The sequence below is a fragment of the Brevundimonas sp. genome (genome assembly GCF_035626535.1).
Classification (GTDB): Bacteria; Pseudomonadota; Alphaproteobacteria; order Caulobacterales; family Caulobacteraceae; genus Brevundimonas.
Genome location: NZ_DASPNO010000077.1, coordinates 1 through 26,074, shown reverse-complemented (window position 1 = coordinate 26,074; position 26,074 = coordinate 1). Strand labels below are relative to the sequence as shown.

31 protein-coding genes and 1 tRNA gene are annotated in these 26,074 nt (G+C 68.8%); 18 read left to right on the top strand and 14 right to left on the bottom strand.

The genetic code is table 11. From position 1 onward, the window contains the following. Positions 1–94 precede the first annotated feature (94 nt). Together VEC04_RS12120 and VEC04_RS12115 are read right to left on the bottom strand one after the other, a co-directional pair. Positions 95–1,036, bottom strand: coding sequence for a DMT family transporter (locus VEC04_RS12120; protein WP_324777192.1), 942 nt, complete (start codon positions 1,034–1,036; stop codon positions 95–97). 90 nt (positions 1,037–1,126) lie between these two features. Continuing rightward, positions 1,127–1,876, bottom strand: a complete 750-nt coding sequence (locus tag VEC04_RS12115) for a Coq4 family protein (protein ID WP_324777190.1) — start codon at positions 1,874–1,876, stop codon at positions 1,127–1,129. A 113-nt stretch (positions 1,877–1,989) separates the two neighbouring features. On the opposite strand from VEC04_RS12115, the gene VEC04_RS12110 reads away from it, so the two are divergent. Beyond that, a complete protein-coding gene (locus VEC04_RS12110; protein ID WP_324777188.1) occupies positions 1,990–2,226 on the top strand; it encodes a ribbon-helix-helix domain-containing protein in 237 nt (78 codons plus the stop codon). Positions 2,227–2,269: 43 nt separating this feature from the next. Continuing rightward, a complete protein-coding gene (locus tag VEC04_RS12105) occupies positions 2,270–2,986 on the top strand; it encodes an SIMPL domain-containing protein (RefSeq protein ID WP_324777186.1) in 717 nt (238 codons plus the stop codon). A 4-nt stretch (positions 2,987–2,990) separates the two neighbouring features. Here VEC04_RS12105 and VEC04_RS12100 read toward each other — a convergent pair whose 3' ends face one another. Together VEC04_RS12100 and VEC04_RS12095 are read right to left on the bottom strand one after the other, a co-directional pair. Next, positions 2,991–3,308, bottom strand: coding sequence for a hypothetical protein (locus VEC04_RS12100; protein ID WP_324777184.1), 318 nt, complete (start codon positions 3,306–3,308; stop codon positions 2,991–2,993). 3 nt (positions 3,309–3,311) lie between these two features. Continuing rightward, positions 3,312–3,509 carry a hypothetical protein gene (locus tag VEC04_RS12095; protein WP_324777182.1) on the bottom strand — a complete coding sequence of 66 codons (198 nt, stop codon included), beginning with the start codon at positions 3,507–3,509 and terminating at the stop codon, positions 3,312–3,314. A 130-nt stretch (positions 3,510–3,639) separates the two neighbouring features. On the opposite strand from VEC04_RS12095, the gene VEC04_RS12090 reads away from it, so the two are divergent. Together VEC04_RS12090 and VEC04_RS12085 are read left to right on the top strand one after the other, a co-directional pair. Beyond that, positions 3,640–5,979: an ATP-dependent helicase gene (locus tag VEC04_RS12090; protein ID WP_324777180.1), complete on the top strand. Its 2,340-nt coding sequence runs from the start codon at positions 3,640–3,642 to the stop codon at positions 5,977–5,979. After that, complete coding sequence (locus VEC04_RS12085) at positions 5,979–6,260, top strand: hypothetical protein (RefSeq protein ID WP_324777178.1); 282 nt, start codon at positions 5,979–5,981, stop codon at positions 6,258–6,260. Before VEC04_RS12090 ends, VEC04_RS12085 begins: the two co-directional genes overlap by 1 nt. Positions 6,261–6,304: 44 nt before the next feature. Here the strand turns inward: VEC04_RS12085 and VEC04_RS12080 are convergent, their stop codons facing one another. Next, positions 6,305–6,550: a DUF378 domain-containing protein gene (locus tag VEC04_RS12080; protein ID WP_324777176.1), complete on the bottom strand. Its 246-nt coding sequence runs from the start codon at positions 6,548–6,550 to the stop codon at positions 6,305–6,307. A 180-nt stretch (positions 6,551–6,730) separates the two neighbouring features. Here VEC04_RS12080 and VEC04_RS12075 point away from each other — a divergent pair, with 180 nt between their 5' ends. Then, complete coding sequence (locus VEC04_RS12075; protein ID WP_324777173.1) at positions 6,731–8,083, top strand: O-antigen ligase; 1,353 nt, start codon at positions 6,731–6,733, stop codon at positions 8,081–8,083. Then, on the top strand, positions 8,049–10,169 hold the full coding sequence (locus VEC04_RS12070; protein ID WP_324777171.1) for a DNA topoisomerase IV subunit B: 2,121 nt from the start codon (positions 8,049–8,051) through the stop codon (positions 10,167–10,169). The genes VEC04_RS12075 and VEC04_RS12070 overlap by 35 nt, the downstream gene beginning before the upstream one ends. 6 nt (positions 10,170–10,175) lie before the next feature. Here the strand turns inward: VEC04_RS12070 and VEC04_RS12065 are convergent, their stop codons facing one another. Continuing rightward, positions 10,176–10,535, bottom strand: a complete 360-nt coding sequence (locus VEC04_RS12065) for a helix-turn-helix domain-containing protein (RefSeq protein WP_324777169.1) — start codon at positions 10,533–10,535, stop codon at positions 10,176–10,178. A gap of 75 nt (positions 10,536–10,610) precedes the next feature. Between VEC04_RS12065 and VEC04_RS12060 the strand changes: the two genes are divergently transcribed. Beyond that, positions 10,611–11,051 (top strand): GFA family protein, encoded by a 441-nt coding sequence (locus tag VEC04_RS12060; RefSeq protein ID WP_324777167.1) that lies wholly within the window; start codon positions 10,611–10,613, stop codon positions 11,049–11,051. 18 nt (positions 11,052–11,069) lie between these two features. On the opposite strand, the gene VEC04_RS12055 is transcribed toward VEC04_RS12060, so the two are convergent. The 4 genes from VEC04_RS12055 to VEC04_RS12040 all read right to left on the bottom strand — a co-directional run bounded on the left by VEC04_RS12055 (position 11,070) and on the right by VEC04_RS12040 (position 14,166). Next, positions 11,070–11,585 (bottom strand): phosphoglycerate mutase family protein, encoded by a 516-nt coding sequence (locus VEC04_RS12055; RefSeq protein ID WP_324777165.1) that lies wholly within the window; start codon positions 11,583–11,585, stop codon positions 11,070–11,072. 96 nt (positions 11,586–11,681) lie between these two features. After that, positions 11,682–12,932, bottom strand: a complete 1,251-nt coding sequence (locus tag VEC04_RS12050; protein ID WP_324777194.1) for a glycosyltransferase — start codon at positions 12,930–12,932, stop codon at positions 11,682–11,684. A gap of 153 nt (positions 12,933–13,085) precedes the next feature. Continuing rightward, a complete protein-coding gene (locus VEC04_RS12045) occupies positions 13,086–13,247 on the bottom strand; it encodes a hypothetical protein (RefSeq protein WP_324777163.1) in 162 nt (53 codons plus the stop codon). 28 nt (positions 13,248–13,275) lie between these two features. Next, the gene (locus VEC04_RS12040; RefSeq protein ID WP_324777161.1) at positions 13,276–14,166 is read right to left on the bottom strand and encodes an SPFH domain-containing protein; all 891 of its coding nucleotides are present in this window, start codon (positions 14,164–14,166) and stop codon (positions 13,276–13,278) included. A gap of 197 nt (positions 14,167–14,363) precedes the next feature. Here VEC04_RS12040 and VEC04_RS12035 point away from each other — a divergent pair, with 197 nt between their 5' ends. The 3 genes from VEC04_RS12035 (at position 14,364) to VEC04_RS12025 (ending at position 18,126) form a co-directional block, all read left to right on the top strand. Further along, positions 14,364–17,702: an autotransporter outer membrane beta-barrel domain-containing protein gene (locus tag VEC04_RS12035; protein WP_324777159.1), complete on the top strand. Its 3,339-nt coding sequence runs from the start codon at positions 14,364–14,366 to the stop codon at positions 17,700–17,702. 11 nt (positions 17,703–17,713) lie between these two features. Continuing rightward, positions 17,714–17,790: transfer RNA gene (locus VEC04_RS12030), tRNA-Val, on the top strand. 63 nt (positions 17,791–17,853) lie between these two features. Beyond that, positions 17,854–18,126, top strand: a complete 273-nt coding sequence (locus VEC04_RS12025; protein WP_324777156.1) for a hypothetical protein — start codon at positions 17,854–17,856, stop codon at positions 18,124–18,126. Between the two features lie 74 nt (positions 18,127–18,200). Here the strand turns inward: VEC04_RS12025 and VEC04_RS12020 are convergent, their stop codons facing one another. From VEC04_RS12020 to queC, 3 genes are read right to left on the bottom strand one after another with little or no spacing between them, the layout of a single operon-like run. Next, a complete protein-coding gene (locus VEC04_RS12020) occupies positions 18,201–18,569 on the bottom strand; it encodes a 6-carboxytetrahydropterin synthase (RefSeq protein WP_324777154.1) in 369 nt (122 codons plus the stop codon). Then, positions 18,566–19,201 carry a 7-carboxy-7-deazaguanine synthase gene (gene queE, locus VEC04_RS12015; protein ID WP_324777152.1) on the bottom strand — a complete coding sequence of 212 codons (636 nt, stop codon included), beginning with the start codon at positions 19,199–19,201 and terminating at the stop codon, positions 18,566–18,568. Before queE ends, VEC04_RS12020 begins: the two co-directional genes overlap by 4 nt. Next, positions 19,198–19,917, bottom strand: coding sequence for a 7-cyano-7-deazaguanine synthase QueC (queC, locus tag VEC04_RS12010; RefSeq protein WP_324777150.1), 720 nt, complete (start codon positions 19,915–19,917; stop codon positions 19,198–19,200). The genes queE and queC overlap by 4 nt, the downstream gene beginning before the upstream one ends. Before the next feature lie 201 nt (positions 19,918–20,118). On the opposite strand from queC, the gene VEC04_RS12005 reads away from it, so the two are divergent. Further along, the gene (locus VEC04_RS12005) at positions 20,119–21,759 is read left to right on the top strand and encodes a response regulator (RefSeq protein WP_324777149.1); all 1,641 of its coding nucleotides are present in this window, start codon (positions 20,119–20,121) and stop codon (positions 21,757–21,759) included. Here the strand turns inward: VEC04_RS12005 and VEC04_RS12000 are convergent. Then, complete coding sequence (locus VEC04_RS12000) at positions 21,756–22,784, bottom strand: ligase-associated DNA damage response exonuclease (RefSeq protein WP_324777147.1); 1,029 nt, start codon at positions 22,782–22,784, stop codon at positions 21,756–21,758. The genes VEC04_RS12005 and VEC04_RS12000 overlap by 4 nt on opposite strands. 83 nt (positions 22,785–22,867) lie before the next feature. On the opposite strand from VEC04_RS12000, the gene VEC04_RS11995 reads away from it, so the two are divergent. The 7 genes from VEC04_RS11995 to VEC04_RS11965 form a co-directional block, all read left to right on the top strand. Continuing rightward, positions 22,868–23,305 carry a PaaI family thioesterase gene (locus VEC04_RS11995; RefSeq protein ID WP_324777145.1) on the top strand — a complete coding sequence of 146 codons (438 nt, stop codon included), beginning with the start codon at positions 22,868–22,870 and terminating at the stop codon, positions 23,303–23,305. Then, positions 23,302–23,700 (top strand): PaaI family thioesterase, encoded by a 399-nt coding sequence (locus VEC04_RS11990; RefSeq protein WP_324777143.1) that lies wholly within the window; start codon positions 23,302–23,304, stop codon positions 23,698–23,700. The genes VEC04_RS11995 and VEC04_RS11990 overlap by 4 nt, the downstream gene beginning before the upstream one ends. A 62-nt stretch (positions 23,701–23,762) precedes the next feature. Further along, a complete protein-coding gene (locus VEC04_RS11985; RefSeq protein WP_324777141.1) occupies positions 23,763–24,152 on the top strand; it encodes a hypothetical protein in 390 nt (129 codons plus the stop codon). Between the two features lie 34 nt (positions 24,153–24,186). Beyond that, complete coding sequence (locus VEC04_RS11980) at positions 24,187–24,525, top strand: hypothetical protein (RefSeq protein ID WP_324777138.1); 339 nt, start codon at positions 24,187–24,189, stop codon at positions 24,523–24,525. A gap of 177 nt (positions 24,526–24,702) precedes the next feature. Next, positions 24,703–25,050 carry a hypothetical protein gene (locus tag VEC04_RS11975; RefSeq protein WP_324777136.1) on the top strand — a complete coding sequence of 116 codons (348 nt, stop codon included), beginning with the start codon at positions 24,703–24,705 and terminating at the stop codon, positions 25,048–25,050. A gap of 47 nt (positions 25,051–25,097) precedes the next feature. Continuing rightward, positions 25,098–25,538 (top strand): hypothetical protein, encoded by a 441-nt coding sequence (locus VEC04_RS11970; RefSeq protein ID WP_324777134.1) that lies wholly within the window; start codon positions 25,098–25,100, stop codon positions 25,536–25,538. A gap of 74 nt (positions 25,539–25,612) precedes the next feature. Next, the coding region (locus tag VEC04_RS11965; protein WP_324777132.1) for a helix-turn-helix transcriptional regulator at positions 25,613–26,074 on the top strand (462 nt) is incomplete at its 3' end.

Sequence of the window (26,074 nt, the reverse complement as noted above, 5' to 3'; positions counted from 1 at the left end):
GCAGGCGGCGGGAGGCCGGGGCGCAGGCGCGCGAAGGCAAGAACGACAGCGAGCAGCTGGAGAAGCCGAAGAAAAGGAACCGCGGCTGGTTCGGCTAGACGGCCGAGACCTTAGGGGCGCGGATGAGCAGCACCTGCCCGGCCAGCACAAGGGCGAGACCGGCGAGCGCCGGCCAGCCGAAATGGGCTCCCTCGAACAGGATCGAGACCAGCATGGCGATCGGCGGCGTCAGGGCCGAGATGTAGCTGGCCAGGGCGTAGCCGCGGGCGCGGGCGACGGTGAAATAGACCACAAAGGCGATCACCGAACCGAACACCGACAGATAGAGCAGTGAGCCCATGTAGGTGAGGCTCGGCTCGATCGACCATTCGACGCCGGTGGCGAGGCCGTAGAGCGCCAGCAGGCCCGTGCCCCAGGCCATGGCCCAGGCGGTCGAGGGGATGACCGCCGAGCCGGCGTTCTGGCCACGCCAGGCGAAATAGTTGCCGAAGGCCGAGGCGATGACGGCGACGAAGGCGAAGCCGACCCCGGTCGCGCTGGCCGCGTCCAGCCCGGCCCGGAGGATTTCCGAGCCCGACAGCACCGCCACCCCGACCACGCCGAGGGCCGCGCCGCCCCATGACAGGCCGGCGGCGCGCTGCCGGGCCGCGACGCGGAACAGGATCAGGTTGAGAAGGGCGAGCGAGGCGAAGATGACCGCCACCACGGCCGAGGCGATGCGGCCCTCGGCGGCGTAGGTGAAGCTGTAGCTGATCGAGAAGGCGAAGACGCCCTGCCCAGCCGCGGCGAGGTGCTGGGTGGGCGTCAGCTTCAGCGGGCGGCGCGTCAGCAGGCAGCCGGCGAACAGCACCGCCGCCGCCAGGCCGAAGCGCCAGACGATGGAGGCGAGCGGCGCCACCTGACCGAGCTGGAGGGTGATCGCGTACCAGGTCGTGCCCCAGATCGCCGCGCAGAGGGCGACGCCGCCGATCGCCCACAGGGTCGCGCGGGACAGGCCGGCCGGAGGCGAAGCGAGAGACTCGGAGGGAGCGGACATGTTCGCCAAGTGGCTGAGCCGGAGTGCGGGCGCAAGCCGAGGAATGGGGCGGGCGCCACAAGCTGGACTTATGGCGTCCGGAAAGCGCCGTCAGGCCCTGAGTTTCAAGGCCAACCGCGCCTCGGCGGGGACCGCCTCATAGACGGTCGGCGGACGAATGTTCAGCCGGGCGCGGGCGGCTTCCAGCGGTTCGGCGAACAGGGCCTCGTAGTCCAGCCCGGGCAGCCAGCGCGCGGCTCGGCCGTTGCGCCAGGCCTGAAGAACGGCGCGGCGGGCGGGAATGGTCCGGTCCTCGCGCCGGATTTCGTGGGCCGCCCCGCCGCCGATCAGGGCGAAACCCCAATTGCCGGTCTGGGCGTAGGAGAAGGCCACCACGCACGCCTCGCCCAGCGCATCGGTGTGGTAGCCGGTCAGGATGTGCCAGACATCGTGCACGTCGCGCAGGCGCCGGGAGTACCAGATAACCGGGTGCTGTGCGTCCGTATGGGTCACGACCTTGCGCGCCTCCGCGGCCAGACCCTCGGCGGTGAACCCGCGGGCCTCGCGGAACTCGCGATAGGCCGCACCGACCGTGCCCGGCTCGAACCGCGCCAGCCAGACAGGATCATCGAGCTTGTGAGCCAGCTCCTCGCGCAGGAAGGCCTGCCGGCCGCCCTCCATGGTCTTCAGCATGCGATCATAGCCGCGGGCGATCGAACGCCCCGAGAGGGCGCGCATGATCTCGAACACCTGGGCGGTGTCCTCCTTGTCACGGACCAGCCTGCCGAAGGCCCGCAGCGCGGCCAGCGGCTCCAGCCTCTGGGGCCGGAAGCGATCGTCGAAATCAGCGGTGGCGGTCATGCAGCGATTCTGCCCGGTACGGCCGGACCATAGCGTGATCCGGCGCGAAGATGAACGCCGATCATGAACCGCGGCCGCTCGCCGGGCGGAGCCGGCTCGGCTAGGCTGGACCGATGCTGAGGAAACGCTCCGTCTCCCTGTCAGGCCACGCCACCTCGGTGGCGCTGGAGCCGCAATTCTGGGCCGTGCTTGACCGCATCGGCGCGGACCTGGGCCTCACCCACGCCGGGCTGATGAAGCGGATCGACGAGCGGCGCGGACGCACGCCCCTGGCCTCGGCCTGCCGGTTGCTGGCGCTGGCCTGGACGGGCGGGGACCGATCTTTCGCCGAACAGGAGTCGTCCGATTGACAGCGGCCAAGGTTGGCGCATCCTCCGCCCCGGAGAGCGCATCATGGCCGACAACAAGCTGATCCCCGCCGCCGTCGTCGGCGGCCTTCTCGCCGTCGGGCTGATCGGCGCCGGAGGCCTGATCGGCCAGGGCGTGGTCAACGCCCGCGTCGGCGACCGCTTGGTGACGGTGCGCGGTTTGGCCGAGCGCGACGTGCAGGCCGACCTGGCGGTGCTGCCGCTGCGCTTCACCGCTTCGGGCGAGGTGCTGTCGGAAGTGCAGGCCCGGATCGACACCGACCTTGGCGTCGTCCGGCGGTTCCTGACCGCGCAGGGCTACCCGGCCGACGCGGTCAGTCTTGGGCGGCTTGAGGTCGCTGACCGGCAATCCCGGGAATACGCCACTCAGGATGGCGGGCCGCGGTTCATTCTCGCCCAGACCGTCATCGTGCGCACGACGGACGTAGCCCGGATCCAGGCGACCACCCGCGCGCTGAACGATCTGGTGCGGCAAGGCGTGGTGCTGCAGGATTTCGCCGGGCCGACCTACATATTCACCAAGCTCAACGACGTGCGGCCCGCCATGATCGCCGAGGCGACAGCTTCGGCCCGCACCGGCGCGGCGCAGTTCGCCAAGGACTCAGGCACGCCCCTGGGACCGATCCGGCAGGCGACGCAGGGCTCTTTCGAGATCCTGCCGCGCGAGGGCTATGGCGACGCCAGCCAGTCCCCGGACCAGAGGATCCGGGTCGTGACCACGATCAGCTATCGCCTCAAATAGGCGTTCAGTTCGCCGGCGCCGGCGACGGATCGGGCAGGGACGGCGGCTCGACCGGCGGCAGTTCGGGCATCTTCGGCGCCTCGGGCAGCTCCGGCGCCGGCAGATCGACGTCGAGATCGACGTTGGTGTCCGTGGCCCGGTTCAGACCGCCGTTCGAGAACACCACGATGGCGATGATGATCAGCACCACCAGCAGGCCGCCGACGAGGAAGCCGATCCAGCCAGAGCCGCCGCGCTCCGTCGTCGAGGGATTGTTGATGGTGGTGTGATGCACGACGTCGGGCCGGTCGTCGCGGGGCGGGGGAACGTTCGGATCGGTCATCGATCAGCTTCCCGTGCCCGGAACGGCCGGGGCCGAGACCTCGGGCACGTCAACATTGACATCAACCTGCTCTGGCGTGGCGCCGCCGCCGCGGGCGAAGACGAAATATGCGATGATGGCCAGCACGACCACGATCGCCCCGACGATGAAGGCGAGGCCGGTGTTGTTCCCGCCGCCGGTATTGTTGATGTTGTCAGCCATCGGCATCCCTTCCTTCAAACCCTGTCGGCAACCGGAACGACGGTCAGGCTTCACGGTTCCCTGAAGGCATACGCGACGAGGCGAGCGACGGGACGCTGACATCGGCCGCCGTGCCCCTTATGTTCTCGCGATGAGTCTGCCTGAAGCCCCTGCCCCGCGCATCTCCGACCTCGCCCGCTCGCGCGGTCCCGGAGGCGTCGCGGCGTCGGGCGCGCCCGACTACCTGGACGGGCTGAACCCCGAGCAGCGGCTGGCCGTCGAGACGGTGGACGGGCCTGTTCTGGTGCTGGCCGGCGCCGGCACGGGCAAGACGCGGGTGCTGACCACGCGGCTGGCGCATATCCTGGCGACCGGGCGGGCGCGGCCATGGGAGCTGCTGGCCGTCACCTTCACCAACAAGGCCGCGCGCGAGATGCGCGAGCGGATCACCCAGCTGATCGGGCCATCGGCCGAGGGGCTGCGCTGGCTGGGCACCTTCCACTCGGTGGCGGCGCAAATCCTGCGGCGGCATGCGGAGCTGGTCGGGCTGAAGTCGACCTTCACCATCCTCGACACCGATGACCAGGAACGGGTCTGCAAACAGCTGCTCGAAGCGGCCAATCTCGACACCAAGCGGTGGACGCCACGCTCGCTGAGCGGGCTGATCGACCACTGGAAGAACCGCGGCTGGACGCCGGAGACGCTGCCCTCGACCGAGGATTTCGCCAACGGCAAGGGCCACGCCCTCTACGCCGCCTATCAGGCGCGGCTGGTCAGCCTCAACGCCTGCGACTTTGGCGACCTGTTGTTGCATAACCTGACAATCCTGTCGAAACACGCGGATATCGCTGAGGAATACCGGAAGCGGTTCCGCTACATCCTGGTCGACGAGTATCAGGACACCAACGTCGCCCAGTATCTTTGGCTGCGGCTGCTGACATCCTCGACCGGCAACGTCTGCTGCGTCGGCGACGACGACCAGTCGATCTACGGATGGCGGGGCGCGGAGGTGGACAACATCCTGCGCTTCGAACGCGACTTTCCCGGCGCCAAGGTGATCCGGCTGGAGCGCAACTACCGCTCGACGCAGCACATCCTCGGCGCCGCCTCGGGCCTGATCGCCGCCAACAAGGGGCGGCTGGGCAAGACCCTGTGGACGGAGGATCTGAGCGGCGACAAGGTGCGGGTGCGCGGGGTCTGGGACGGCGAGGCCGAGGCCCGGCTGATCGCCGACGAGATCGAGACGGCGCGGCGCCAGGGCATGGCCTACAAGGACATGGCGGTGCTGGTCCGGGCCTCGTTCCAGATGCGGGCGTTCGAGGAACGGTTCGTCATGCTGGCCGTGCCCTATGTGGTCATCGGCGGGCCGCGCTTCTTCGAACGGGCCGAGATCCGCGACGCCCACGCCTATCTGCGGCTGATCCTGTCCGAGGATGACGATCTGGCCTTCGAGCGGATCGTCAACGTGCCCAAGCGCGGCGTCGGCGACACCAGCGTGCAGAAGGTGCTGCAGATCGCGCGGCTGTCGGGGGTGTCGGCCATGGCGGCGGTGCGCGACCTGATCACCTCCGACGAACTGCAGGCGCGGACGCGGACAGCCCTGTCGAACTTCGTGCGCGACATCGACCGCTGGCGGGCCCTGGCCCAGACCACGACGCACTGGGAGCTGACCGAGACGGTGCTGGAGGAGAGCGGCTACACCGACATGCAGAAGGCCGACCGGGCGACCGGCCAGACGCGGCTGGACAACCTCAAGGAGCTGACCCAGTCGATGCAGGCCTTCGACAGCCTGCCGGCCTATCTGGAGCACGTGTCGCTGGTCATGGACCTCGACCGCGGCGGCGCCGACGACGCGGTTCAGGTGATGACGCTGCACGGAGCCAAGGGGCTGGAGTTCCCGCTGGTCTTCCTGCCCGGCTGGGAGGAAGGGGTCTTCCCGAGCCAGCGCAGCATCGACGAGAAGGGCGAGAAGGGACTCGAGGAGGAACGCCGGCTGGCCTATGTCGGCGTCACCCGGGCCAAGCAGGACGCACGCATCTCATTCGCGGCCAACCGGCTGGTGTATGGGCGCTGGACCTCGCAGCTGCCGAGCCGGTTCGTCGACGAACTGCCCATCGACCACGTGGAGGCCGAGAGCGACACGGGCTACTACGGCGTCACGCCCGGCATGAAGGAGGCCAAGAGCCGCTGGGACGAGATGCCGACTTTCGGTTCGGGCTATTCGTCGCCGGGCTGGAAGCGGGCGCAGTCGTTCGCGGCCGCGCGGGCCCCGGCGGCAAGGCCGGCGCGGCATACGCTGATCGAGGGAGACGGCCGGCTGGTGGCGACGGCGGACCCGCGGGCGGGCGGGAACTGGTCGAAGGGCGAGCGGGTCTTCCACCAGAAGTTCGGCTACGGCCACATCATCGGCATCGAGGGCAACAAGCTGGCGGTGACCTTCGACAAGGCGGGGGAGAAGAAGGTGATCGACACGTTCGTGGAGAAGGCGTGATGCGGAGGCTGGTTCTGGGAGCGGCCGTGGTCGCCCTGTCGGGCTGCGCCGATCCGACGTGGAGCGACGATGCCGTGACGCGGTTCCTCGAGCGGGCGGAGATGTGCGAGCACTGGATGGGCGAGGAGCCCTACGATGGTGCGCGGCGGACCGACATCGACCGGAACCTGAATAACCTGCGCTGCGCCACCGTTAGACGGGATGGCGAGGCGCTGAGGCTCAGCCGGAAGGACCGGCCCGAGGACGTGCGACGCATCAACGAGGCGCTCGCAGGCTTCTAGGGGGGACGAGGGTGGCGGGCCTGCCCGGCCCGCCACCGCCCGATTCACATCCGCACCGAGGTGGCGCGGCGGTTGGCTTCAGCGTCGACTTCACCGACGCGGAAGGCCTTCATCAGGGGCATGATCTGCCACAGGGCGGACAGCCCCACGAGCACGTAAACCAGACGCGAGAGGGCGGACCCTTCGCCGAAGATGGCGGCGACGAGGTCGAACTCGAAGGCGCCGACCAAGCCCCAGTTAAGGCCGCCGACGATCAGCAGAACGAGCGTGATGAGATTAAGCGCTTTCATGGATACCTCCTTGGTTGCTGAATAAAGCGACCTCGGCCGACGTTGTTCCCGCTCTTCAACCAATATTGCATATATAAGAACAGGTTAGCTTAACCGTTTGCAGGTGTGAAAGCCGCACCGCCTCCTGTGAGCACGATGGGCGCCAATCCTTCATTAAGCCCGTTCGCCGACCCTGCACGCGTGCGCGAATCCCGTCCAGACGAGGTCCTGATCGAAACCCCTCCGTCCCTGTGGGAGCGGGCGGTCTGCGCCGTCATCATCGCCATGCTGACGGGGGCGCTGATCGGGCCGGTGTTCGCGCCGCTGCAGGAAGAGACGCCGGTGCTGCGGCTGGTCTGGCTGCCGGCCTATGCGGCGATCTTCGGCATGACCCTGTATCGCATCGACCGGCTGTGGCGGGCCTGGCCGGCGGCGATCGCGGTGGTGCTGCTCGTCGGACTGGCCTTCGCCTCGCGTTACTGGTCGATCGACTTCGAGACGACCAGCCGGCGGGTCATCGCCTTGGCCATCAGCGGGGTGTTCGCCCTGTATCTGGGGGCCGTATTCCGGGGGCCGCACCTGCCGCGGCTGCTGATGCACGCGGCGCTGCTGATGGCGGTGGGCAGTCTGGTCATGGTCTTCGCCTTCCCCGAGATCGGGGTGCACCAGTACGACAACGCTGGCCTGTGGCGCGGGCTCTGGTACGAAAAGAACCAGATGGGGGCGGTGATGGTGATCGGGGCCACGGCCTCGGCGGCCTGTCTCGCCTCGCCCGACCCGCGGCGGCTGCTTCCGGCGATCGCGCTGGTGCTGTCGAGCGGCCTGGTGCTGGCGACCCAGTCGAAGACCTCGCTGCTGTGCCTGATCCTGGGGCTGGCCTTCGTGGGCTGCTTCTGGACGCTGCGAAAGGGCGGCGCGGCCTTCAGCGTCGTCGCCGTCTGGGCCGGCGTGGTGCTGGCGGGCGTCGGGGTATGGCTGTGGGAGTCGCATTCGGTGGCGCTGCTGGAGGCGCTGGGCAAGGACCCGTCGCTGACCGGGCGCACCGACATCTGGGACAGCCTGATGCGCAAGGTCGCCGACAAGCCGTGGACCGGTTACGGCTACGGCGCCTTCTGGGGCCGGGTCGGCGAGTCCGTGCCCGCCGACTGGGTGCGCAAGGAGACGGGCTGGACGGTTCCATCGGCGCACAACGGCTGGATCGACCTGCTGGTGCAGCTGGGCTGGCCGGGAGCGATCCTCGTCGGGGCGCTGATGGCGGCGACGGGGCTGATCACCGTGCTGCGCTCCATGGGTCAGGGCGTGCGCGAAGGCTGGTGGGCGCTGGGCTTTCTCGCCGCCTTCCTCGTCCTGAGCCTGTCGGAGAGTATCCTGCTGGCCCACCAGGGCCTGCCGTGGGTGCTGTTCATGGCCGTGATGACGCGCGCGATCCTGCCGGCGCCGGCGCCGGCCGCCGTCCCGCTTGTGGAGAAGCGCCGCCGGGCCTACCAGACCGGTCCCCGAATCGCAGCACAGTATCGGTATGGGTCCCAACGCCGCGCCTTCCCTGTTCGATGACATCCCCGAGCCGCAAGGCCCGGCGTCGACACCTGTCGCGACCGCCGCGCCCGATCCGGCCCTGACGCCCCAGGCGGCCGCGCCGAAGCCCGCGCCTGCGCCTGCGCCGCAGCCGCGTCCGGCCGATGTCCCCTCCTCCGCCCCGCTGGCGGCGGCGACCGGCTACTCGGCCTCGTCGATCGAGGTGCTCGAGGGGCTGGAGCCGGTCCGCAAACGCCCCGGCATGTACATCGGCGGCACCGACGAGCGGGCCCTGCACCACCTGTTCGCCGAAGTCCTCGACAACGCCATGGACGAGGCCGTCGCCAAGCACGCGAAGCTGATCACCGTCGACCTCGACGCCGACGGCTGGCTCTCGGTGCGTGACGACGGCCGCGGCATTCCGGTCGACCCGCACCCCAAGCATCCCGGCAAGTCGGCGCTGGAAGTGGTGATGACCGTGCTGCACTCCGGCGGCAAATTCTCGGGCAAGGCCTATGAGACCTCCGGCGGCCTGCACGGCGTCGGCGTCTCGGTGGTCAACGCCCTGTCGGAGCACCTCGACGTCACCGTCTGGCGCGACGGTTACGAGTGGCGGCAGTCGTTCGCCCGCGGCCACGCGCGCGGGCCGATCCAGCAGGTCGGCCCGTCGAAGAAAAAGGGCACCCTGATCCGCTTCAGGCCGGACGAGGAGATCTTCGGCGTCGGCGCGGCTTTCAAGCCGGCCCGCCTGTTCCGCATGGCGCGATCGAAGGCCTATCTGTTCCGCGGCGTCGAGATCCGCTGGACCTGCGCCCCGGAACGGATCACCGACCACACCCCCGCCGAGGCGGTGTTCCACTTCCCCAACGGGCTGGCCGACGCGCTGGCCGAGCGGATCGGCGAGATCGAGACCGTCACCCCGGCCTTCGCCGGACGCGTCGAGCGCAAGGGCGAGGCGGGCGCGGTCGAATGGGCCGTGACGTGGAGCCCGATCGGTTTCGGCGAGGCCGACGGCTTCGTCTCGTCCTACTGCAACACCGTCTCGACGCCGGACGGCGGCACCCACGAGGCTGGATTCCGGGCCGCCCTGGTCAAGGGGCTGAAGGCCTATGGCGAACTGGTCAACGAAAAGCGCGCCGGGCTGATCACCGCCGAGGACGTCATCGCCAACGCCGGCGCGCTGATCTCTGTGTTCATCCGAAACCCCGAATTCCAAGGTCAGACGAAGGACCGGCTCTCCTCCCCCGAAGGCCAGCGGTTGGTCGAGCAGCTGATGCGCGATCCGCTGGACCACTGGCTCACCGAGAGCCCGAAACAGGCCAACACCCTGCTCGGCTTCGTCATCGACCGGGCCGAGGACCGCCTGCGCCGCCGCAAGGACAAGGAGGTCCAGCGCGCCGCCGCCACCCGCAAGCTGCGCCTGCCGGGCAAGCTGTCGGACTGCACCCGCCAGTCTGCCGAGGGCACCGAACTGTTCATCGTCGAGGGCGACTCGGCCGGCGGCTCGGCCAAGCAGGCCCGCGACCGCACCACCCAGGCCATCCTGCCCCTGCGCGGCAAGATCCTGAACGTGGCGTCGGCGACGGCGGACAAACTGCGTCAGAACATCGAGCTGTCGGACCTGGCGTTGGCGCTGGGCGTGCAGACAGGCAGCCGGTTCAACATCGACGACCTGCGCTACGAGCGCATCGTCATCATGACCGACGCCGACGTGGATGGAGCGCATATCGCGGCGCTGCTGATCACCTTCTTCTACCTTTCGATGCCCGAGACGATCCGTCAGGGCCGGCTGTTCATGGCCCTGCCGCCGCTCTACCGGATTTCGGCCGGGCCGCTGTCGGAATACGCCCGCGACGACGCCCATCGCGACGAGCTGCTGGCCACGGTATTCAAGGGCAAGAAGGTCGAGATCGGCCGGTTCAAGGGTCTCGGCGAGATGATGGCCTCCCAGCTCAAGGAGACCACGATGGATCCGAAGAAGCGCACCCTCGCGCGGGTCACGGTGCCCGCCTCAGAGGACGACATCGAGGACCTGGTCGAGCGGCTGATGGGCAAGAAGGCCGAGGCCCGCTACCAGTTCATCCAGGACAACGCCCGCTTCGTGGTCGACGAGCTGGACGTGTGACCACCGTCAGATCCGGTCCGGGTCCCGCATGAAGGAGTCCGGCGCCGTCCAGGTGCCGGGCACATGCGCGTTGGCCCAGCGGCACATTTCGCGGACCACCGGATGCAGGCCCCGCCCCTTCGGGGTAAGGGCATAGGCGAACCGCTCCGGCCGTGTCTGGTAGGGCCGCTTCTCGACCAGGCCCGCCGCTTCCATCTTCAGCAGCCGGTCGGCGAGGACATTGGTGGTGATCCGCTCGGGGGAAGTCAGAAACTCCGAGAATTTCGTTTTCCCGTTCAACATGTCGCGCAACAGGACGAGCGTCCAACGGTCGCCGACGAGGTCGAGCGTGGTCGCGATCGGACATCCGGAGCGAGGCGGTGACATGGCGGCCCTTGTAACTTGTCACTTGCAACTAACAAGTAAATGAGTCCTTATCTGGACCGTTCAAGGGAGGACCAGATGACGACAGCATTTACGGGGCGCTGCCTCTGCGGCGCGGTCAGCTACAGCGTCGAGGCGGAGCCGGGGGTGGTCGGGGACTGCTATTGCACCGATTGCCGCCGCACCAGCGGCACCAGCCACTGCACCCATGCCGTGATCCCCGAAAGCGCGTTGACGGTCACTGGCGAGCCGACCTTCTACGAGAGAGCGGCGGATAGCGGAAACGTGGTCCGGCGCGGCTTCTGCGGCCGCTGCGGATCGGCGATCTATTCGACCAACCTCGGCATGCCGGGAATGGCCTTCATCCGGGTGTCGAGCATGGACGATCCGGATCGGGCCGTGCCGCAGATGACGGTCTACGCCAGCCGCGCACCGTCATGGGCGCAGGTGAACCGGAGCTATCCGGTGTTCGAGACGATGCCGCAGGGCGGTCCGGAATCCGTGCTCCCGGAGACCTGACGGCTCAGACCGTCGGCCTCAGCAGGTCGTCGGTGCGCCATAGCGGCTGACGATCCCGTGGGTGCGGCCTTCGCCCAGCAGGTGCAGGGTGGTCAGGCGGTCGTACTCGCATTCCGGCATGTCGGCGGCTTCGGGGTAGCCGAGGGCGCGCGCGATCAGCGGGACGGTGTTGCTGTGGCCGACAATCAGGATGGTGGCGTCATCGGGCGCGGCCTCGACCTTCGCCAGGATGGCGGCGAGGTGGGCCTGGATGCCGGTGTTCAGCGGCACGGCTTCGGGGGTGACGGAATGATGCTCGGCCGTTGGCGCGGCGGTCAAGCGGGTGCGCTGCAGGGGGCTGGTCAGGATCACCGAGGGATGGTCGTCGGCCAGTTCCGCGGCGAGCGCCTGCGCCCTCGCCTGCCCGGCCTCGGACAGCAGTGGATCCGCGCTGGCGTCGGCCTTCTCGGCGTGCCGGACGATGATGACTGTCTGGGCCATGGCCGGGAGGGCGGTGGCGAGCGAAATCGCGGCGGCGAGCAGAAGGCGTTTCATGATGTCCCCCGAGGTTCGCCCACGGCTAGGGCCGATGACGGGATCAGGCAAGATAACTTCCTGTCATAATCCGCTCCGCCGGGCAGTCCCGGCGGCTCAGTGCTCGGCCCACTCGCCCCGCGGTTCGACGAAGGCGCGCTCGCCGCTAACCTCGGCGTAGGTCATGCACAGGTCCTCGAACACCCGCCCCCACGAGAAGCGCTCGACGGCCTTGACCCGGGCGGCCGCGCCGATGGCCTCGATGTCGCGCGCGAACAGGGCCTCGATGGCAGCGGCGTAGTGAACGGGATCGGCGCTCTTCGCCAGCTGGCCGACGCTGTCGTCGACGGTTTCCTTCACCCCGCCGGCGTTGACGCCGACCACCGGGCGGCCGCAGGCCATGGCCTCGAGCACGATCAGGCCGAACGGCTCCTTGTCGTTGGCGTGCACGAAGGCGTCGCAGGAGGCGATGATCCGGGCCACGGCCTTGGGATTGGCCTCGTACGGCAGCGAGATGACCCGCTCCTCGGCCGGCAGGCCCGCGCCGGCGCCGACCAGCACCAGGTGATAGGGATCGCCGAGACGCTGCACCGCCTCGATCAGCACGTCGATGTTCTTCTCGCGCGCCGGGCGGCCGGCGAAGCACAGCAGCCGGGCCGAGGCGGGCAGGCCCAACTTCCTCAGCAGCCAGTCCCGATCGCGGCGGTCAGGCCGGAAAGTATCGACCTCCACGCCCAGCGGCTGGATGACGATGTCCTTGATTCCGGCCTCTTCCAGCCGGCGAGCGATGTATCGGCTGGGCGAGACGACGCGGTCGAACTGGCCGAACAGGCGGGCCCAGCGCTTCTCGACCGGCTTCTTGGCCCATTCGCCGAAGTGGAGCGCGGCGAGGCCGGCGGGGTCGGAATGGCAGAAGCCGACGACCGGGCAGCCGGCGCGCTGGCCGGCCTCAAGCGCGCCCTGCCCCGGCGTATAGGGATCGCCGGCCTCGATCACCGACGGGTTCAGCGAGGCGACCCAGGCCCCCCAGCGGCGCACCGAGGTGGGCCAGCGATAACCGTCGCCGAACGGCAGCTTGGTGGCGTGCAGGTGGACGATGCCGTCGTCGCCGGCCTTGTGATGCGGCCCCGGCACGACCAGCGAATGGGCCACACCGGGCCGGTTCGCCTCCAGCCAGACCTTCTTGGACAGCAGATAGCGCTTCACCCCGCCCGAACGCGGCGCATAGAGCATGGTCGTATCGACCAGCCGGGGGCGTCCGTCCTCACCGGCGGCCTTGGTGGCCTTGAGGGTCTCGGAGACTTCCTCGTCCCAGCCCGGGATCAGTCGAAGCTCGCCCTCCTGAACCTCCAGCCCGGCCAGGTTCATCAGTTCCTTCTCCGCGGCGCTGATACCGAGGGGGCCAACGCGCCGGACCCGCTTCTGGATGCGACGGGCCTTGCGAACCTTGGACATATGCGACTTCACCATCCGCGCGCCGTAGCGCCCGCGACGGCGAAGCTCAAGCACCATCCTCTGACGTCACCGGTCCTTCTCCTTCGCCGGCGGGGGATCTTCGGAGGGGACGACGCCCCGCCGCGCCAGGGCTTCACGCAGCAGCGTCTCGACCTGGGCGTTGACCGAGCGGAGTTCGGCGGCGGCCAATCGCTCGACCGCCGCCATCACCCCGGGGGAGGCGCGCATCAGGAACGGCTTCCTGTCTCGCGCCATATCAGCCGTACAGCGTGCCGGTGTTGACGACGGGCTGGGCCTCGCGGTCGGCGCAAAGCACCACCAGAAGGTTGGACACCATCGCGGCCTTGCGCTCCTCGTCCAGCTCGACCACGCCGCGCTCGCCGAGGTCGGTCAGGGCGTTCTCCACCATGCCCACGGCGCCGCGGACGATCAGGCGGCGGGCGGACAGGACGGCCTCGGCCTGCTGACGCTTCAGCATCGCGCCGGCGATCTCGGGCGCGTAGGCCAGGTGGGCCAGGCGGGCCTCGTCGACGGCCACTCCGGCGACACGGACACGGCCGACCAGTTCGTCCCGCAGGCGGCCGGCGACGTCCTCGGCATCGGCGCGCAGGGTCATTTCCGGCTCGTCCGCCTCGTCGCCATGGTCGTAGGCGTAGTGGGAGGCGATGTCGCGCAGGGCGGTGTCAACCTGGATGTTCACGAAGGCCTGATAGTCATCGACGTCGAACAGGGCCTGGGCCGAATCCTCGACGCGCCAGACGACGTTGGCGGCGATTTCGATGGGGCTGCCGCGCCTGTCGTTCACCTTCAGCTTGTCGCTGGTCAGGTTGCGGACGCGCAGGCTGATCTTCTTGCGGCTGTACCAGGGCAAGACCCAGCGCAGGCCGGTCTTCCGGTCGGTGCCGCGGTAGTCGCCGAACAGCAGGATCGCCATGGCCTCGTTCGGCTGCAGCGAATAGAGACCGCAGACCAGCAGCAGGCCGATCACGGCAGTGACGACTCCTCCGACGACGAGCAGGGCGTTGTCAGGGTCCTGCGCCACGATGACCGGGCCGGCGACGATGAGCAGCAGGCCAAGCAGCAGCATGAGCAGGCCGTTGGCGGTGGAAGCCGGGCGCTCGGTGGATTTCGAGTGCGTGGTGGTCATCAGTCCCTCCTGATTCGATATGAAAGCGATATCACAATGATTGCGAGCTCGGCAATGGCCACGCTCGCGGTCGTCATCGGAAGGGCGCCTTCGGCCTTGCATTCGCCTCAAATTCGAGAAACTTGAGGCAGGCTGGCGCGGTCCCTGTTAGAGGATCGCCGGCGTCTCTGCGCGTGTCGTCCACAGGGGTCTTCTGAATGCGTATTATGCTCGCGACCGCGGTGGCGATCGCTCCCTTGATGGCCGCCTCCGGCGCCATGGCTGAAGTCGTCATCTCGACGACCCGGACGACGCCGATCACCACGGCCAATGCGAGCGGGAGCGGCGCCGACAGCATCCGGATGACAAGCACCGGAACCATCGTCCTGAACAGCGGCGTGGGCGTCACGGTCAATTCGAGCCACAACTTCACCATGGAGGGGGGCACGATCTCCCTCGACAACTCGCCCCCGGGCTCCACGGGCGTGCTGATCGAGGGCGGCAACACGGCCACGGTCAGCATTACGGGGACGGTCACCCTCTTCGACGACATCATCGCCACGACCGACACCGACACGGACAATGACGGCGATATCGACGGCGCGTTCGCCAACGGCTCGGGCCGCTATGGCGTGCGCCTGACGGGGGCCGCGCCCCTGACCGGCAACATCCTCGTCAACTCGGGCGCCTCGATCGGTGTCGACGGCAATAATTCCTACGGCATCTCGCTCGAAGGGCCGCTGGACGGCCGTTTCGATATGTTTGGCGCCGTGACGGTGATCGGCAACGACAACTACGGCGTACGCGTGACCGGAGACGTCAGCGGCGACGTCAGGACCGGGGGCTCCATCACGGCGCGCGGGCCCGGCTCGGCCGCCCTCTCGGTCGAGGGCGATGTCGGCGGCGCGATGGTCATCCACTCCAACATCACGGCGTCAGGGTACCGCTATACGTCCCGGCCGCCCGAGCGCCCCGAGGGCTTTGTGGAGACCCCGGAGAACGACGAGGGCGTCCTGTTCCTCGACGAACTGGACCCCGACGATCTGCTGCAGGGCGGCCCCGCGGTAAGCATCCAGGGCAACGTCGCCGGCGGTGTCCTGCTGGACCGCGGCCCCACCTACGGGACAGGGGGTCTGGAGGGCGACGACGACGGCGACGGCGTCAAGAACGGCGACGAGGACGACGACGGCGACGGCACCATCAACCGGACGGACACCGACCGCGACGGCGACGGGCTGGTGGACACGACCGAGAGCACGGCCTCGATCAGCGTCTTCGGCTCGGCTCCGGCCCTCGAGATCGGCTCGGCCACGCAGTCGATCACCCTTGGCGACGTCGGCACGGGCGACGCTGCCTTCGGTTTCATCAACCGGGGCACTATCACGGCGCAGGGCGTCTACGGGCAGATGACCATCAACGGCGTGGACTATGACGGCATCGCCGCCAACGCCGTCGTCATCGGGGACAATGCAGGCCAGACGGTCGACCTCTCCGGCGGCTTCCGCAACGAAGGCACGATCGTGTCGCTGTCCTTCGACGCCGACTCGACGGCGATCCGGTTTGGCGAGGGCGCCACCGCCCCGAGCCTGATCAACACCAACGCCATCACCGCGGGTTCGAACAGCGATCTGGCCACGACGACGACGGCGATCCAGATCGACGCCGGGGCCACGGTCAACAGCTTCGTGAACAGCGGCAATGTGCTGGCCAGCACCGGCGGCGGGACGGCGGACACCTTCGCCATCCGCGATCTCAGCGGCACCCTGACCTCCATCACCAACAACCGGTCGATCCAGGCCACGGTCAACGCCAACGAGGACAACGACCCGATCACCGGCGTCGCGACCGCCATCGACGTCAGCGCCAACACCACGGGCGTGACCATCGTCCAGGACGGGATCGCCGCCACGCCGACGGAAACCAACCCGGACACGGACGGCGACGGCGTTCCGGACAACAATGAGCCGAACATCTTCGGCGCCATCAACCTGGGCAGTGGCGGGGACACCCTCGACATCCGCAACGGCATCGTGGTCGGCGACATTTCCTTCGGCGACGGCGCCGACAGTCTGGAAATCACCGGCGGCGCCCTCGTACGGGGATCCCTGACGGACAGCGACGGAGCGCTGGAGATCGACGTCTCCGACGGCACGCTCGAGGGCCGTCACACCACGGCGCTGAATCTGACCACCCTCAACATCGGCGCCGATGGCGATCTGATCGTGACGGTGGACCCGGCCAACAGCGCGGTCGGCACCTTTAACGTCTCCGGGACAGCGACGCTGGCGGACGGCGCTGGCCTGGGCATCCGCTTCAACTCCCTGCTGGAGGCACCGGAGCGGTTCACGCTGATCGACGCAACGACGCTGAATTTCGGCGACATCGACCTGAGCTCGATCCAGGAGAACTCGCCCTTCCTCTACGTCGTCGAGGCCGGGGCCGACCTGGCTGCCGGCCAGGTCTTCGCCGATGTTCGCCGCCGCACCGCGGAAGAGGCCGAGCTGATCACCGTCGAGGCGCAGATGTTCGACGCCTTCTACGGTGCGCTCGGCGGCGCCGAGGCCGGCGACATCCGCGACGGCTTCCTCGACCAGACCGGCCGCGACGACTTCCTGAACCTGTACGAGCAACTGCTGCCCGACCACTCGGGCGGGCCGCTGCTGTCGCTGGCCTCGGGGGTTGACGCGGTCACCCGCGCCCTGACCGGCCGCAACGCCGCGGCTGCGCCCGGCGAGACCAGCGCCTGGGTGCAGGAGATCAACTTCTACGCCGACAAGGACAAGACCCAGTCTTACGGCTTCCGCTCGGAAGGCTTCGGCGTCGCCGGCGGCATCGAGCGCGGGTCCGGCCTCGGCGCCGTCGGCCTGAGCCTCGCCTTCACCTCCTCAGATCTCGAGGATCCCGAAGCCGAGGCCGAGGAAGTCCTGTCCGCCAACCTTCTGGAGCTCGGCCTCTACTGGCGCGCCCAGGGTCAGTACTGGACCACCTGGGCCCGGGCCGCGGCCGGCTATGCGTCATTCACGTCCGAGCGCCGATTCGTCGGGGCCGGCCTGAACCTGTCCAACGAGTCCGACTGGAACGGCTTCACCCTCGCGGCGGCCGGCGGCATCTCCTACGAGCGTGAGTTCGGCCGCTTCACCATCCGGCCCGAGGCTTACGCCGAATTCTTCTCGCTCAGTGAGGACGGCCACGTCGAGGAGGGCGGCGGCGACGGTTTCGACCTCGAGATCGATGATCGCGAAGGTCACATGTTCTCGGCCACGGCGGCGATCAACGTCGGCATGAAGATGGGCCAGGACGACTGGCTGCGTCCGGAAATCCGGCTCGGCTGGCGCCAGAACATCTCGGTCGATCCGGGCGAAACCATCGCCCGCTTCCGCTCGGGCGGCGGCGACTTCACCCTGACGCCCGACACCATCGAGGGCGGCGGTCCGATACTGGGCTTCCGTCTCAACGTCGGCAACGAACTGGGCATGCTGTCGGTCAGCGCGGACGCCGAGATGATCGACGACTACATCCGCTACATGCTGTTCCTGCGGGCCAGCTTCCGGTTCTAGGATCGACGGACGGGCGGCTAGCTCAGCTGGTCAGAGCACCTCGTTTACACCGAGGGGGTCGGGGGTTCGAACCCCTCGCCGCCCACCATCCGCTCGCGGTCAGGCGACGTTCACCATTCCTGCTTCAGGATGCGGTGTCGGGAGAGTTTCAATGAAGTCGATGATCACACGCAGCGCAGCCCTCGCCGCCATCCTGGGCGGAGCTCTCATGCTGCAGGGCTGTCTGGTGGGGGCCGCGGTGGGCACGGCGGGCGCCGTGGTCGGCGGGGCCGCCAAGGTAACCGGCGCGGTGGTCGGCGCGGGGGTCGACGCCGTCACCACCTCCGACGAGGAAACCAAGGCGAGGCGCGAGCGGGAACAGCGCGAATACGAGCGCGAGCAGCGCCGCTGCAAACAGCGCCAGCGCCAGGGCCGCGACTGCTAGAGAAGGCCGCTACAACTGCGACATTCCCGGCGCGCTACAATCGCCACATCGGCGACAAGTGAGACTTCAGGCGGTTAAAGCGTCAGCACGCATCGCTCGTGGATCGTCGGGCGCGATACGGCGATCCGGCTCAGGCCGGGCCATTCCGGCTTCAGCCGGTTGGCGAACCACAGGCAGAGGTTCTCAAGCGACGGGAGATCGAGCCCGGCGTGTTCGTTGAGCATGCCGTGGTCCAGTTCCTCGGCCGCCGCCTTCAGCGCCCGGTCCAGCGCGCCCAGATCGGCGACCCAGCCGTGCTCGGCGTCGAGCGTCTCGCCGCGCACGGTGGCCTCGACCTGGAAGGAGTGGCCGTGGATGCGCCGGTAGGGACTGCCCTCCGGTTCGCTCGGGAAGTGATGGGCGGCGTCGAAATTCGCCGCCTTGGTGATCTCGAAAACGCTCATCTGACGCCGATGTATTTGTGAGTCTGGACGCTGAGCCGCCATTTGGGGTGGCTCAGGCAATATTCGATGGCCGCGGCCGTATTGGCCTCGCGGTTCGGGCCGTCCATGGGCTGGAGCCAGAACCGCTCGAAGGCGAGGTCTTCGAACCGGTCCGGCATGGCGGCCGGCTGCGGATAGACCAGCTTCAGCTCCTGCCCCGAGGTCTGCACCACCGGCGCGTCAGCCTTGGGACTGACGCAGATCCAGTCGATCCCGGCCGGCGCGGCCAATGTGCCGTTGGATTCTATGGCGATTTCGAAGCCGCGGGCGTGCAGGGCCTCAATCAGCGGCGCGTCCAGCTGCAGCAGCGGCTCGCCGCCGGTGCAGACGACCAGCCTGGGGTCCCCTGCCCGGCCCCGCCACATCGAGGCGACATGGTCGGCGAGGGCGTCGGCGGTCGCGAACTTGCCTCCGCCGTCGCCGTCGGCGCCGACGAAATCGGTGTCGCAGAAGGTGCAGACGGCGGCGGCGCGGTCGCGCTCCAGCCCGTTCCACAAATTGCAGCCGGCGAAGCGCAGGAAGACGGCCGGGCGCCCGGCCTGTCCGCCCTCTCCCTGCACGGTCAGGAAGACCTCCTTCGCGGAATACGTCATGGGCGCGCCACCCACTCGCCGTAGCCGATGGCGCGCAGCTCGCAGGCCGGGCAGTCGCCGCAGCCGTAGCCCCAGACCTGTCGGTTGTCGCGGTCGCCGCGATAGCAGGTGTGCGAAGCCTCAACGATCAGATCGACCAGCGGCTGGCCGCCCAGCTCATGCGCCAGCGCCCAGGTGTCCGCCTTGGTCAGGGCCATCAGCGGAGTCTCGATGACCACCGGCCGGTCCAGCCCCAGGCTGAGGGCGCGGGCCATGGCGTCGATCGTGTCGCGCCGGCAGTCGGGATAGCCCGAGTAATCCGTCTCGCACATCCCCCCGACCAGCACCTCCAGCCCGCGCCGGTCCGCGAGCGCGGCCGCGACAGTCAGAAACACGAGGTTGCGGCCCGGCACGAAGGTGGTCGGCAGGCCCCGGGCATCCATTTCGATCGCCTTGTCGGCCGTCAGGGCGCTCTCGGCGATGCGGCCGTAGCCGGTCAGGTCGATCACGTGATCCGGGCCTAGCCGGTCCGCCAGGCCCGGCAGCACCCGCTTCATCCCCTCGCGCACCGCCAGCCGCGCCCGCATCTCGACGGCGTGCCGCTGACCGTAGTCGAACCCCACCGTCTCGACCCGCTCATGGCGCGCCAGGGCCCACGCCAGGCAGGTGGCGCTGTCCTGCCCGCCGGAGAACAGGACGAGAGTGGAATTTGCAGGTTTTTGCAGTGAATCGCTCATGACAAACCTGCGGTCGGCCGGTCGGCCGCGCGCATGGACAAGGGTGATAGGGCCGTTCGAGGATCGGGCCAGGGACGGGGCCGGCCTTCTACACCAGCGCGAAGTCCCGCGCAAAAGCGGCGCAATGGGGGCGGCGCGCCTTAACCCTTCCGCAAACGGTTCCCTGCAATGTCCACCGGTCGCAGTGGAGTGCCGGTGAGTATGCCGACAATCGAAGATCTCACCGAGCGCGCCGAGGCGGTGTCGCCTCAGACGCTGGGAAGCGAGGTCTTCGCCCGCTTCGAGAGCGATCCCGACACCCTCGTGATCGCCGTCGTCGACGGCCGGCGGCCGGTCGGGCTGATCGAACGCCGCGACTTTTTGCTGAAGATCGCCCAGCCCTTCGGCCACGCCCTCTACGCCGGACGGCCGGTCACCTGCGTGATGGACAGCGAGCCGGCGATCGTCGAGGCCGGCGTGGCCATCGACACCGTCTGCGACGCCTTGATGAAGGGCGGTCCCGGCGAGTTGATGCGCGGCTTCATCGTCACCCGCAACGGGCGCTATCACGGCGTCGGCACAGGGGTGTCCCTGCTGCGCGCCGTCAATGAGAGCCAACGGCTCCAGAACGCCGACCTGAGCGATCAGGTCCGGGAGCTGAACGACACCCGCACCCAGGCCCTGATGTCGGCCCGCGCCAAGAGCCAGTTCCTGACCATCATGAGCCATGAGCTGCGGACGCCGATGAACGGCGTGCTGGCGGTGGCCGAACTGCTGCGCCGTCAACCGCTCAACGCGCAGGCCCATGCCCATGTGACGACCATCGTGGAGTCGTCCGAAACCCTGCTGCGCATCCTGCAGGACGCCCTTGACCTGTCGAGGGCCGAGGCCGGCGAGCTGGAGCTGCAGGTGGAACCCACGCCGCTGCGCAGCCTGATGGACGACATCCAGACGATGTGGGCGCCCCGCGCCTCGCAGGACAACGCCACCCTGATGATCAGCTATGAGGGCGACACCGAGCTGGCCGCCATCGTCGACAGCGCGCGTCTGAAGCAGGTGTTCAACAACCTGATTGGCAACGCCCTGAAGTTCGCCCGCAACGGCGTGGTCGAGGCCAGCCTGAAGGCGGTGGCCGCCGGTGACCGCATCACGCTGGAGGCCCGGATCCGCGATGACGGGCCGGGTGTCGACGCCGACCGCGTGGACCAGATTTTCGAGCCCTTCGTTCACGGATCGGCCCAGGACGGCGCCGGCCTCGGCCTGTCGATCTGCCGCCAGGTCATCCGCCGCATGGGCGGCCGGATCTGGGCCGAGAACAACCCCGGACGCGGTGCGACCTTCGCCTTTGATCTCGAGGTCGACCGGACCCGCGTCGAGGCCAGGGCCGCCTCGAACGTCCAGGCCATGGCCGAGCTGGAGATGTCCTCCTCGCCGCATGTCCTGATAGTCGACGACAACGCCACCAACCGCGTCGTCGCCCAGGCGCTGTGCGAGATGTTCGGCTGCACCTCTGAAACCGCCGAGGACGGAGCCGAGGCGCTGGAAGCGGTGCAGGAGCGCCAGTTCGACCTCGTGCTGATGGACATCAAGATGCCCCGCATGGACGGCGTGCAGGCGACCCGCGCGATCCGCGCGCTCGACGGCCCCGCCCGCGCCGTGCCGATCGTGGCCCTGACCGCCAACGCCGATCCGGACGACGCGAGGAAATACCTCGCCTGCGGCATGGCGGCCGTGGTGGAGAAGCCAATCAAGCCCGAACGCCTGCGCATGGCCATGAACACCGCGCTGGAGCAGGCGACGGCGACCGCCGCCGCACCCGCCAAGCCCACCTCGAAGGGCCGCGCCTCCCGCTCGGCGGCCTAGGCTGTCTCCACCAGCGCTTCCTCGTCGTCCTCGTCGTAGCCGACCAGGCGCAGCGCCCTTGCCTTCTGGCCGTTCAGTTCGCACCAGCGCAGCAGGCCCTCCTCGCGGCCGTGGGTGATCCACACCTCCTCGGGCCGTAGCTCGTCGAAGGTGGCGGTCAGCTCGGGCCAGTCGGCGTGATCCGACAGCACCAGCGGAAGCTCGACGCCTCTTTGCCGCGCCCGGGCGCGAACGCCCATCCAGCCCGAAGCGAAGGCCAGCACCGGATCGGCGAAGCGGCGCGACCAGCGATCCTGGGTGGCCGAGGGCGGGGCGATCACCACCTCCCCGCCGAGCGCGTTCGGCTTCAGCCCCGTGGCCGGCAACAGGGGACCGAGATCGACGCCCTCGCGCTCATAGAGCCTGTTCAGCCGATCGAGCGCCCCGTGAACGTAGATCGGGCGCTCCCAGCCCGCCTCGCGCAACAGGCGGATGACCCGCTGGGCCTTGCCCAGCGCATAGGCCCCGACCAGATGGGCGCGCTCCGGAAACTGCCGCAGGGAGTGAACCAGGCGCCCGATCTCCTCCCCGTCCGGCGGATGGGTGAAGACCGGCAGGCCGAAGGTGGCCTCGGAGATGAAGACCTCGCAGGGCACGGGCTCGAACGGAGCGCAGGTCGGATCGCGGCGACGCTTGTAGTCGCCCGAGACCGCCATGGTCAGGCCCTTCCAGCGGATCACCGCCTGGGCCGATCCGAGCACGTGCCCGGCCGGGACGAGGGTCACCTCCACGCCGTTGTGCGAGGCCGTTTCCCCGTAGGCGGCGGGCTGTTGCCTGCCGGCGAAATCCGCGCCGTAGCGTTCGGCCATGATTGCAAGAGTTTGCGGCGTGGCCAGCACCGCCCCGTGCCCGGCCCGCGCATGGTCCGAATGGCCGTGGGTGATCACCGCCCGGTCGACCGGCCGCACCGGGTCGACGTGGAAGTCGCCCGGCGGGCAGTACAGTCCGGCCGGGGTCGGCCTGAGCAGGTCCTCGAAGCGGATCATGGATCGGATATGGGCCCTCGCAGCCTGTCGGGAACGCGCGAGCCGCGCTTGCGTCCACGCCCGCCGCGGGTTGATAGCAGGACATGGCTTCCTCCACCCTTGTCTCCCTGCTGCCCCAGCTGGCCTCGGGCGCGGCCCACACCCACGCGCTCGGCTTCGCCTTCGACCGGCTGGAAGGGAATCGCGTGCGCATCCGCGTGCCCTGGCGCGAGGATCTGGTCGGCGATCCCGACACCGGGGTGCTGGCGGGCGGCCTGGTCACCGCCCTGCTCGATCACGTCGGCGGACTGGCGGTGTGGATCGCCCTGGATCGGTTCGAGCCGATCGCCACCCTCGATCTGCGCGTCGACTACATGCGCGCCGCCGAGCCGCGGCGGGACCTGATCGCCGAGGCGCGCTGCTACCGCCTGACCCGCTCGATCGCCTTCGCGCGGGCCTGGGCGTTCGAGGACGGGCCGGACGATCCGGTGGCGGCGGCCCAGGCAACCTATGTGCTCAGCCCGCGGGAGCCGGCGAAATGACCGACCTGCTGGATCGGATCCCATACGCCCGTTTCCTTGGGCTGACTTCGGCGCTGGAGGGCGACCACCTGACCGTGACCATGCCGTTCGCCGACAGCCTGATCGGCAACCCCATGCTGCCTGCGCTGCACGGCGGGGCCACGGCGGCCCTGCTCGAACTGACCGCCGTCGCCCAGGTGGCGCTCTCCTATCCGCGCCTGCGCCTGCCGAGGCCGATCAACCTCACCGTGGCCTATCTGCGCACCGGCCGGGCGTTCGACGTCCGCGCCCGCGCCCGCATCAGCAAGGCCGGGCGGCGGGTGGCCCATGTGCTGGCCGAGGCCTGGCAGGAGGACGAGGCGCAGCCGATCGCCTCGCTCACCGCCCACTTCCTCGTGGCCGAATACGATCTCTAGTTGTAGTTCGTTGTAACGTCCGATTGCCTGCTCTACGTGATGGTCAATCACGGGAGGAAGACATGACGAGACAGAGCATCGGCGAGGCCCTCGCGGCCCGCCTCTACGCCGCCGAAGCCGCCATCGACCGGGCCATGGCCGAGACCGCCGCCCTCGCCGCCGCCCTGCCCGGCGCGCGGGCGGACGCCTGTCTGTCGGCGGTCACCGGCCAGAGGGCCTTCAGCGGGGCGGCGGCCGCCATCGGCGCCCTGGCCGAGGCGCGCGGGCATCTGGTGGACACCCACGCCACCCTGGCGGCCCTCGCGCGCAAGCTGGGGCTCGAGGCGCTGGCGGTCGGACCGGTCGACAAGCCGGGCGACACGCCCCCGGTCGGCGGAGGGGTGTGTCCGGAAGGCGACACCGGTTACCAGATGATGAACAAATCCCTACCGACCACCGCCCAGTTATGTTAAGGCTTCGTTTACCTGTTCAGTTTGGGAGGCTTCTATGGACAAGGCTCAAGTGATCGCCAGCGTCGCCGGCGATTTGAATGCGACGGAGCAGTCCGTTGACGAGGCTATCGCCCGCGCCACGACGCTGGTGCAGTCGATGATCGGCTCCCGTGCGTCGCTCAACCTGTCGCCGGTTATGGGCGCCGGGGCCCAAGGCAAGGCTCTCGAGGCCATCGCCGCCCTGGGCGCAGCGCGCCAGGCCGTGGTCGCCTGCCATGAAGAGCTGGCCAAGGACCATCGGCGCCTGGGCTTCGGGACCTACGCCGGAGAGGGCCAGAACAAGGGCCAGGGCGACGCTCCGCGGATAATCGAGCCCCTGCTTCGCGCGGTTTAATTCGAGGTAATGTCCGCTAGCGGTCATTCCCGCTGGTGCTGACTTCAGGCATGATCGCCCCTGTGCTCATAGTGCGGGGGCGATTCTGTGTTACCAACTATATACGCCCAACTGGTCCTTGCGGCCGCCGTCGTCGTTGTAGCTTTCGCCTTCTGGAAAGGTGATGAGCCGGAGCGGATGGGAGCTGCGGCATACGCGCTGGTCTTCCTCGGCTCCCTGATGGTTCCGGACAGCAGCGACCTGAGCATTCCGCAGTGGGGCCTCATGGCCATGGACATCGTCCTGCTTGTGGTTTTTCTCGGTCTCGCCTTCCACAGCCGCCGGGCCTGGCTCGTCTGGGCGTCCGCTTTTCAGGCCCTGATCGTCACCGTTCACATACTTGTCGCCGCCAACCTGCGACCCCCGTCCGACGCCTTCGCCGCTGCCTATAATATGTCGAATTATGGGCTGCTGATCGCAATGGCCGTCGGCACTTTCTGGGCCTGGCAAGAGCGGCGCGCCGCCGCCATGAGTGAAAAACGCTAGAAGGCGGTCGCCCCCGGTAACCGGGCGATGCTGCGGGAGGATCTCAGGTGTTCGACACCCTCTACTCCCAGATCGGCGCGGCGCTCGGCGTGATCGTCGTGACCTTCGCCTTCCTGAAGGGCGACGAGCCGGAGCGGGTCGGGGGCGGGGCCTACGCCCTCGGCGCGCTCGCCTCGTTGCTGGTGCAGAACGACAGCCAGTTGTACGGCCCGCAATGGGGGCTGATGATCGTCGAGACCGTCATGCTGGTCGCCTGGGCCGCCCTGGCATGGAAAAGCCGCCGCTCATGGCCGATCTGGGCCTGCGCCTTCCAGTCCGTGGCGGTGATGAGCCACATCCTGACCACCACGGACATGCGGCCGCCGATCGCCGCCTTCTACGCGGTGGTCAATCTGGCCAGCTACGGCGTCCTCCTCGTGCTCGCGCTCGGCGTCGTCCAGGCCTGGCGGGACCGCCGCGCCGCGGACTGGAGTAGCGCGCTCGATTAGGTGGATATTCCTATCTCCCTCCGGTAACCTGCGCTCGAATCGGCCACCCGGGCCGAGGTGGAACGCCCTGCCCCATGCCCCTGTCTCACGGCCAGATCTGGAAGGCGATCGATGGGCTGGCCCGGCGCGAGGGGATCAGCGTCTCGGCGCTGGCGCGGCGGGCGGGGCTGGACGCGACCAGTTTCAACCCCTCGAAGCGGTTCGGGCCGGGCGATCCGCCGCGGCCGCGCTGGCCTTCGACCGAGAGCCTGACGCGCATTCTGCAGGCCACCGGCCTGTCGCTGGGCGAATTCGCGGCGCTTGCCCGCGACGCGCCGGAACGGCCGTCGACGGTGCCCATGCTGGGCATGGCGCAAGCCGGTCAGGACGGCTTCTTCGACGACGCCGGCCTGCCGGTCGGCGACGGCTGGGAGCAGACGGAGCTGCCGCGCCCGAAAGAGACGCTGCTCAGCCTGCGCGTCACCGGCGATTCCATGGCGCCGGTCTACCGCGCGGGCGACCGGATCATTGTCGACCGCGAGGCCTCCGACGTGCGC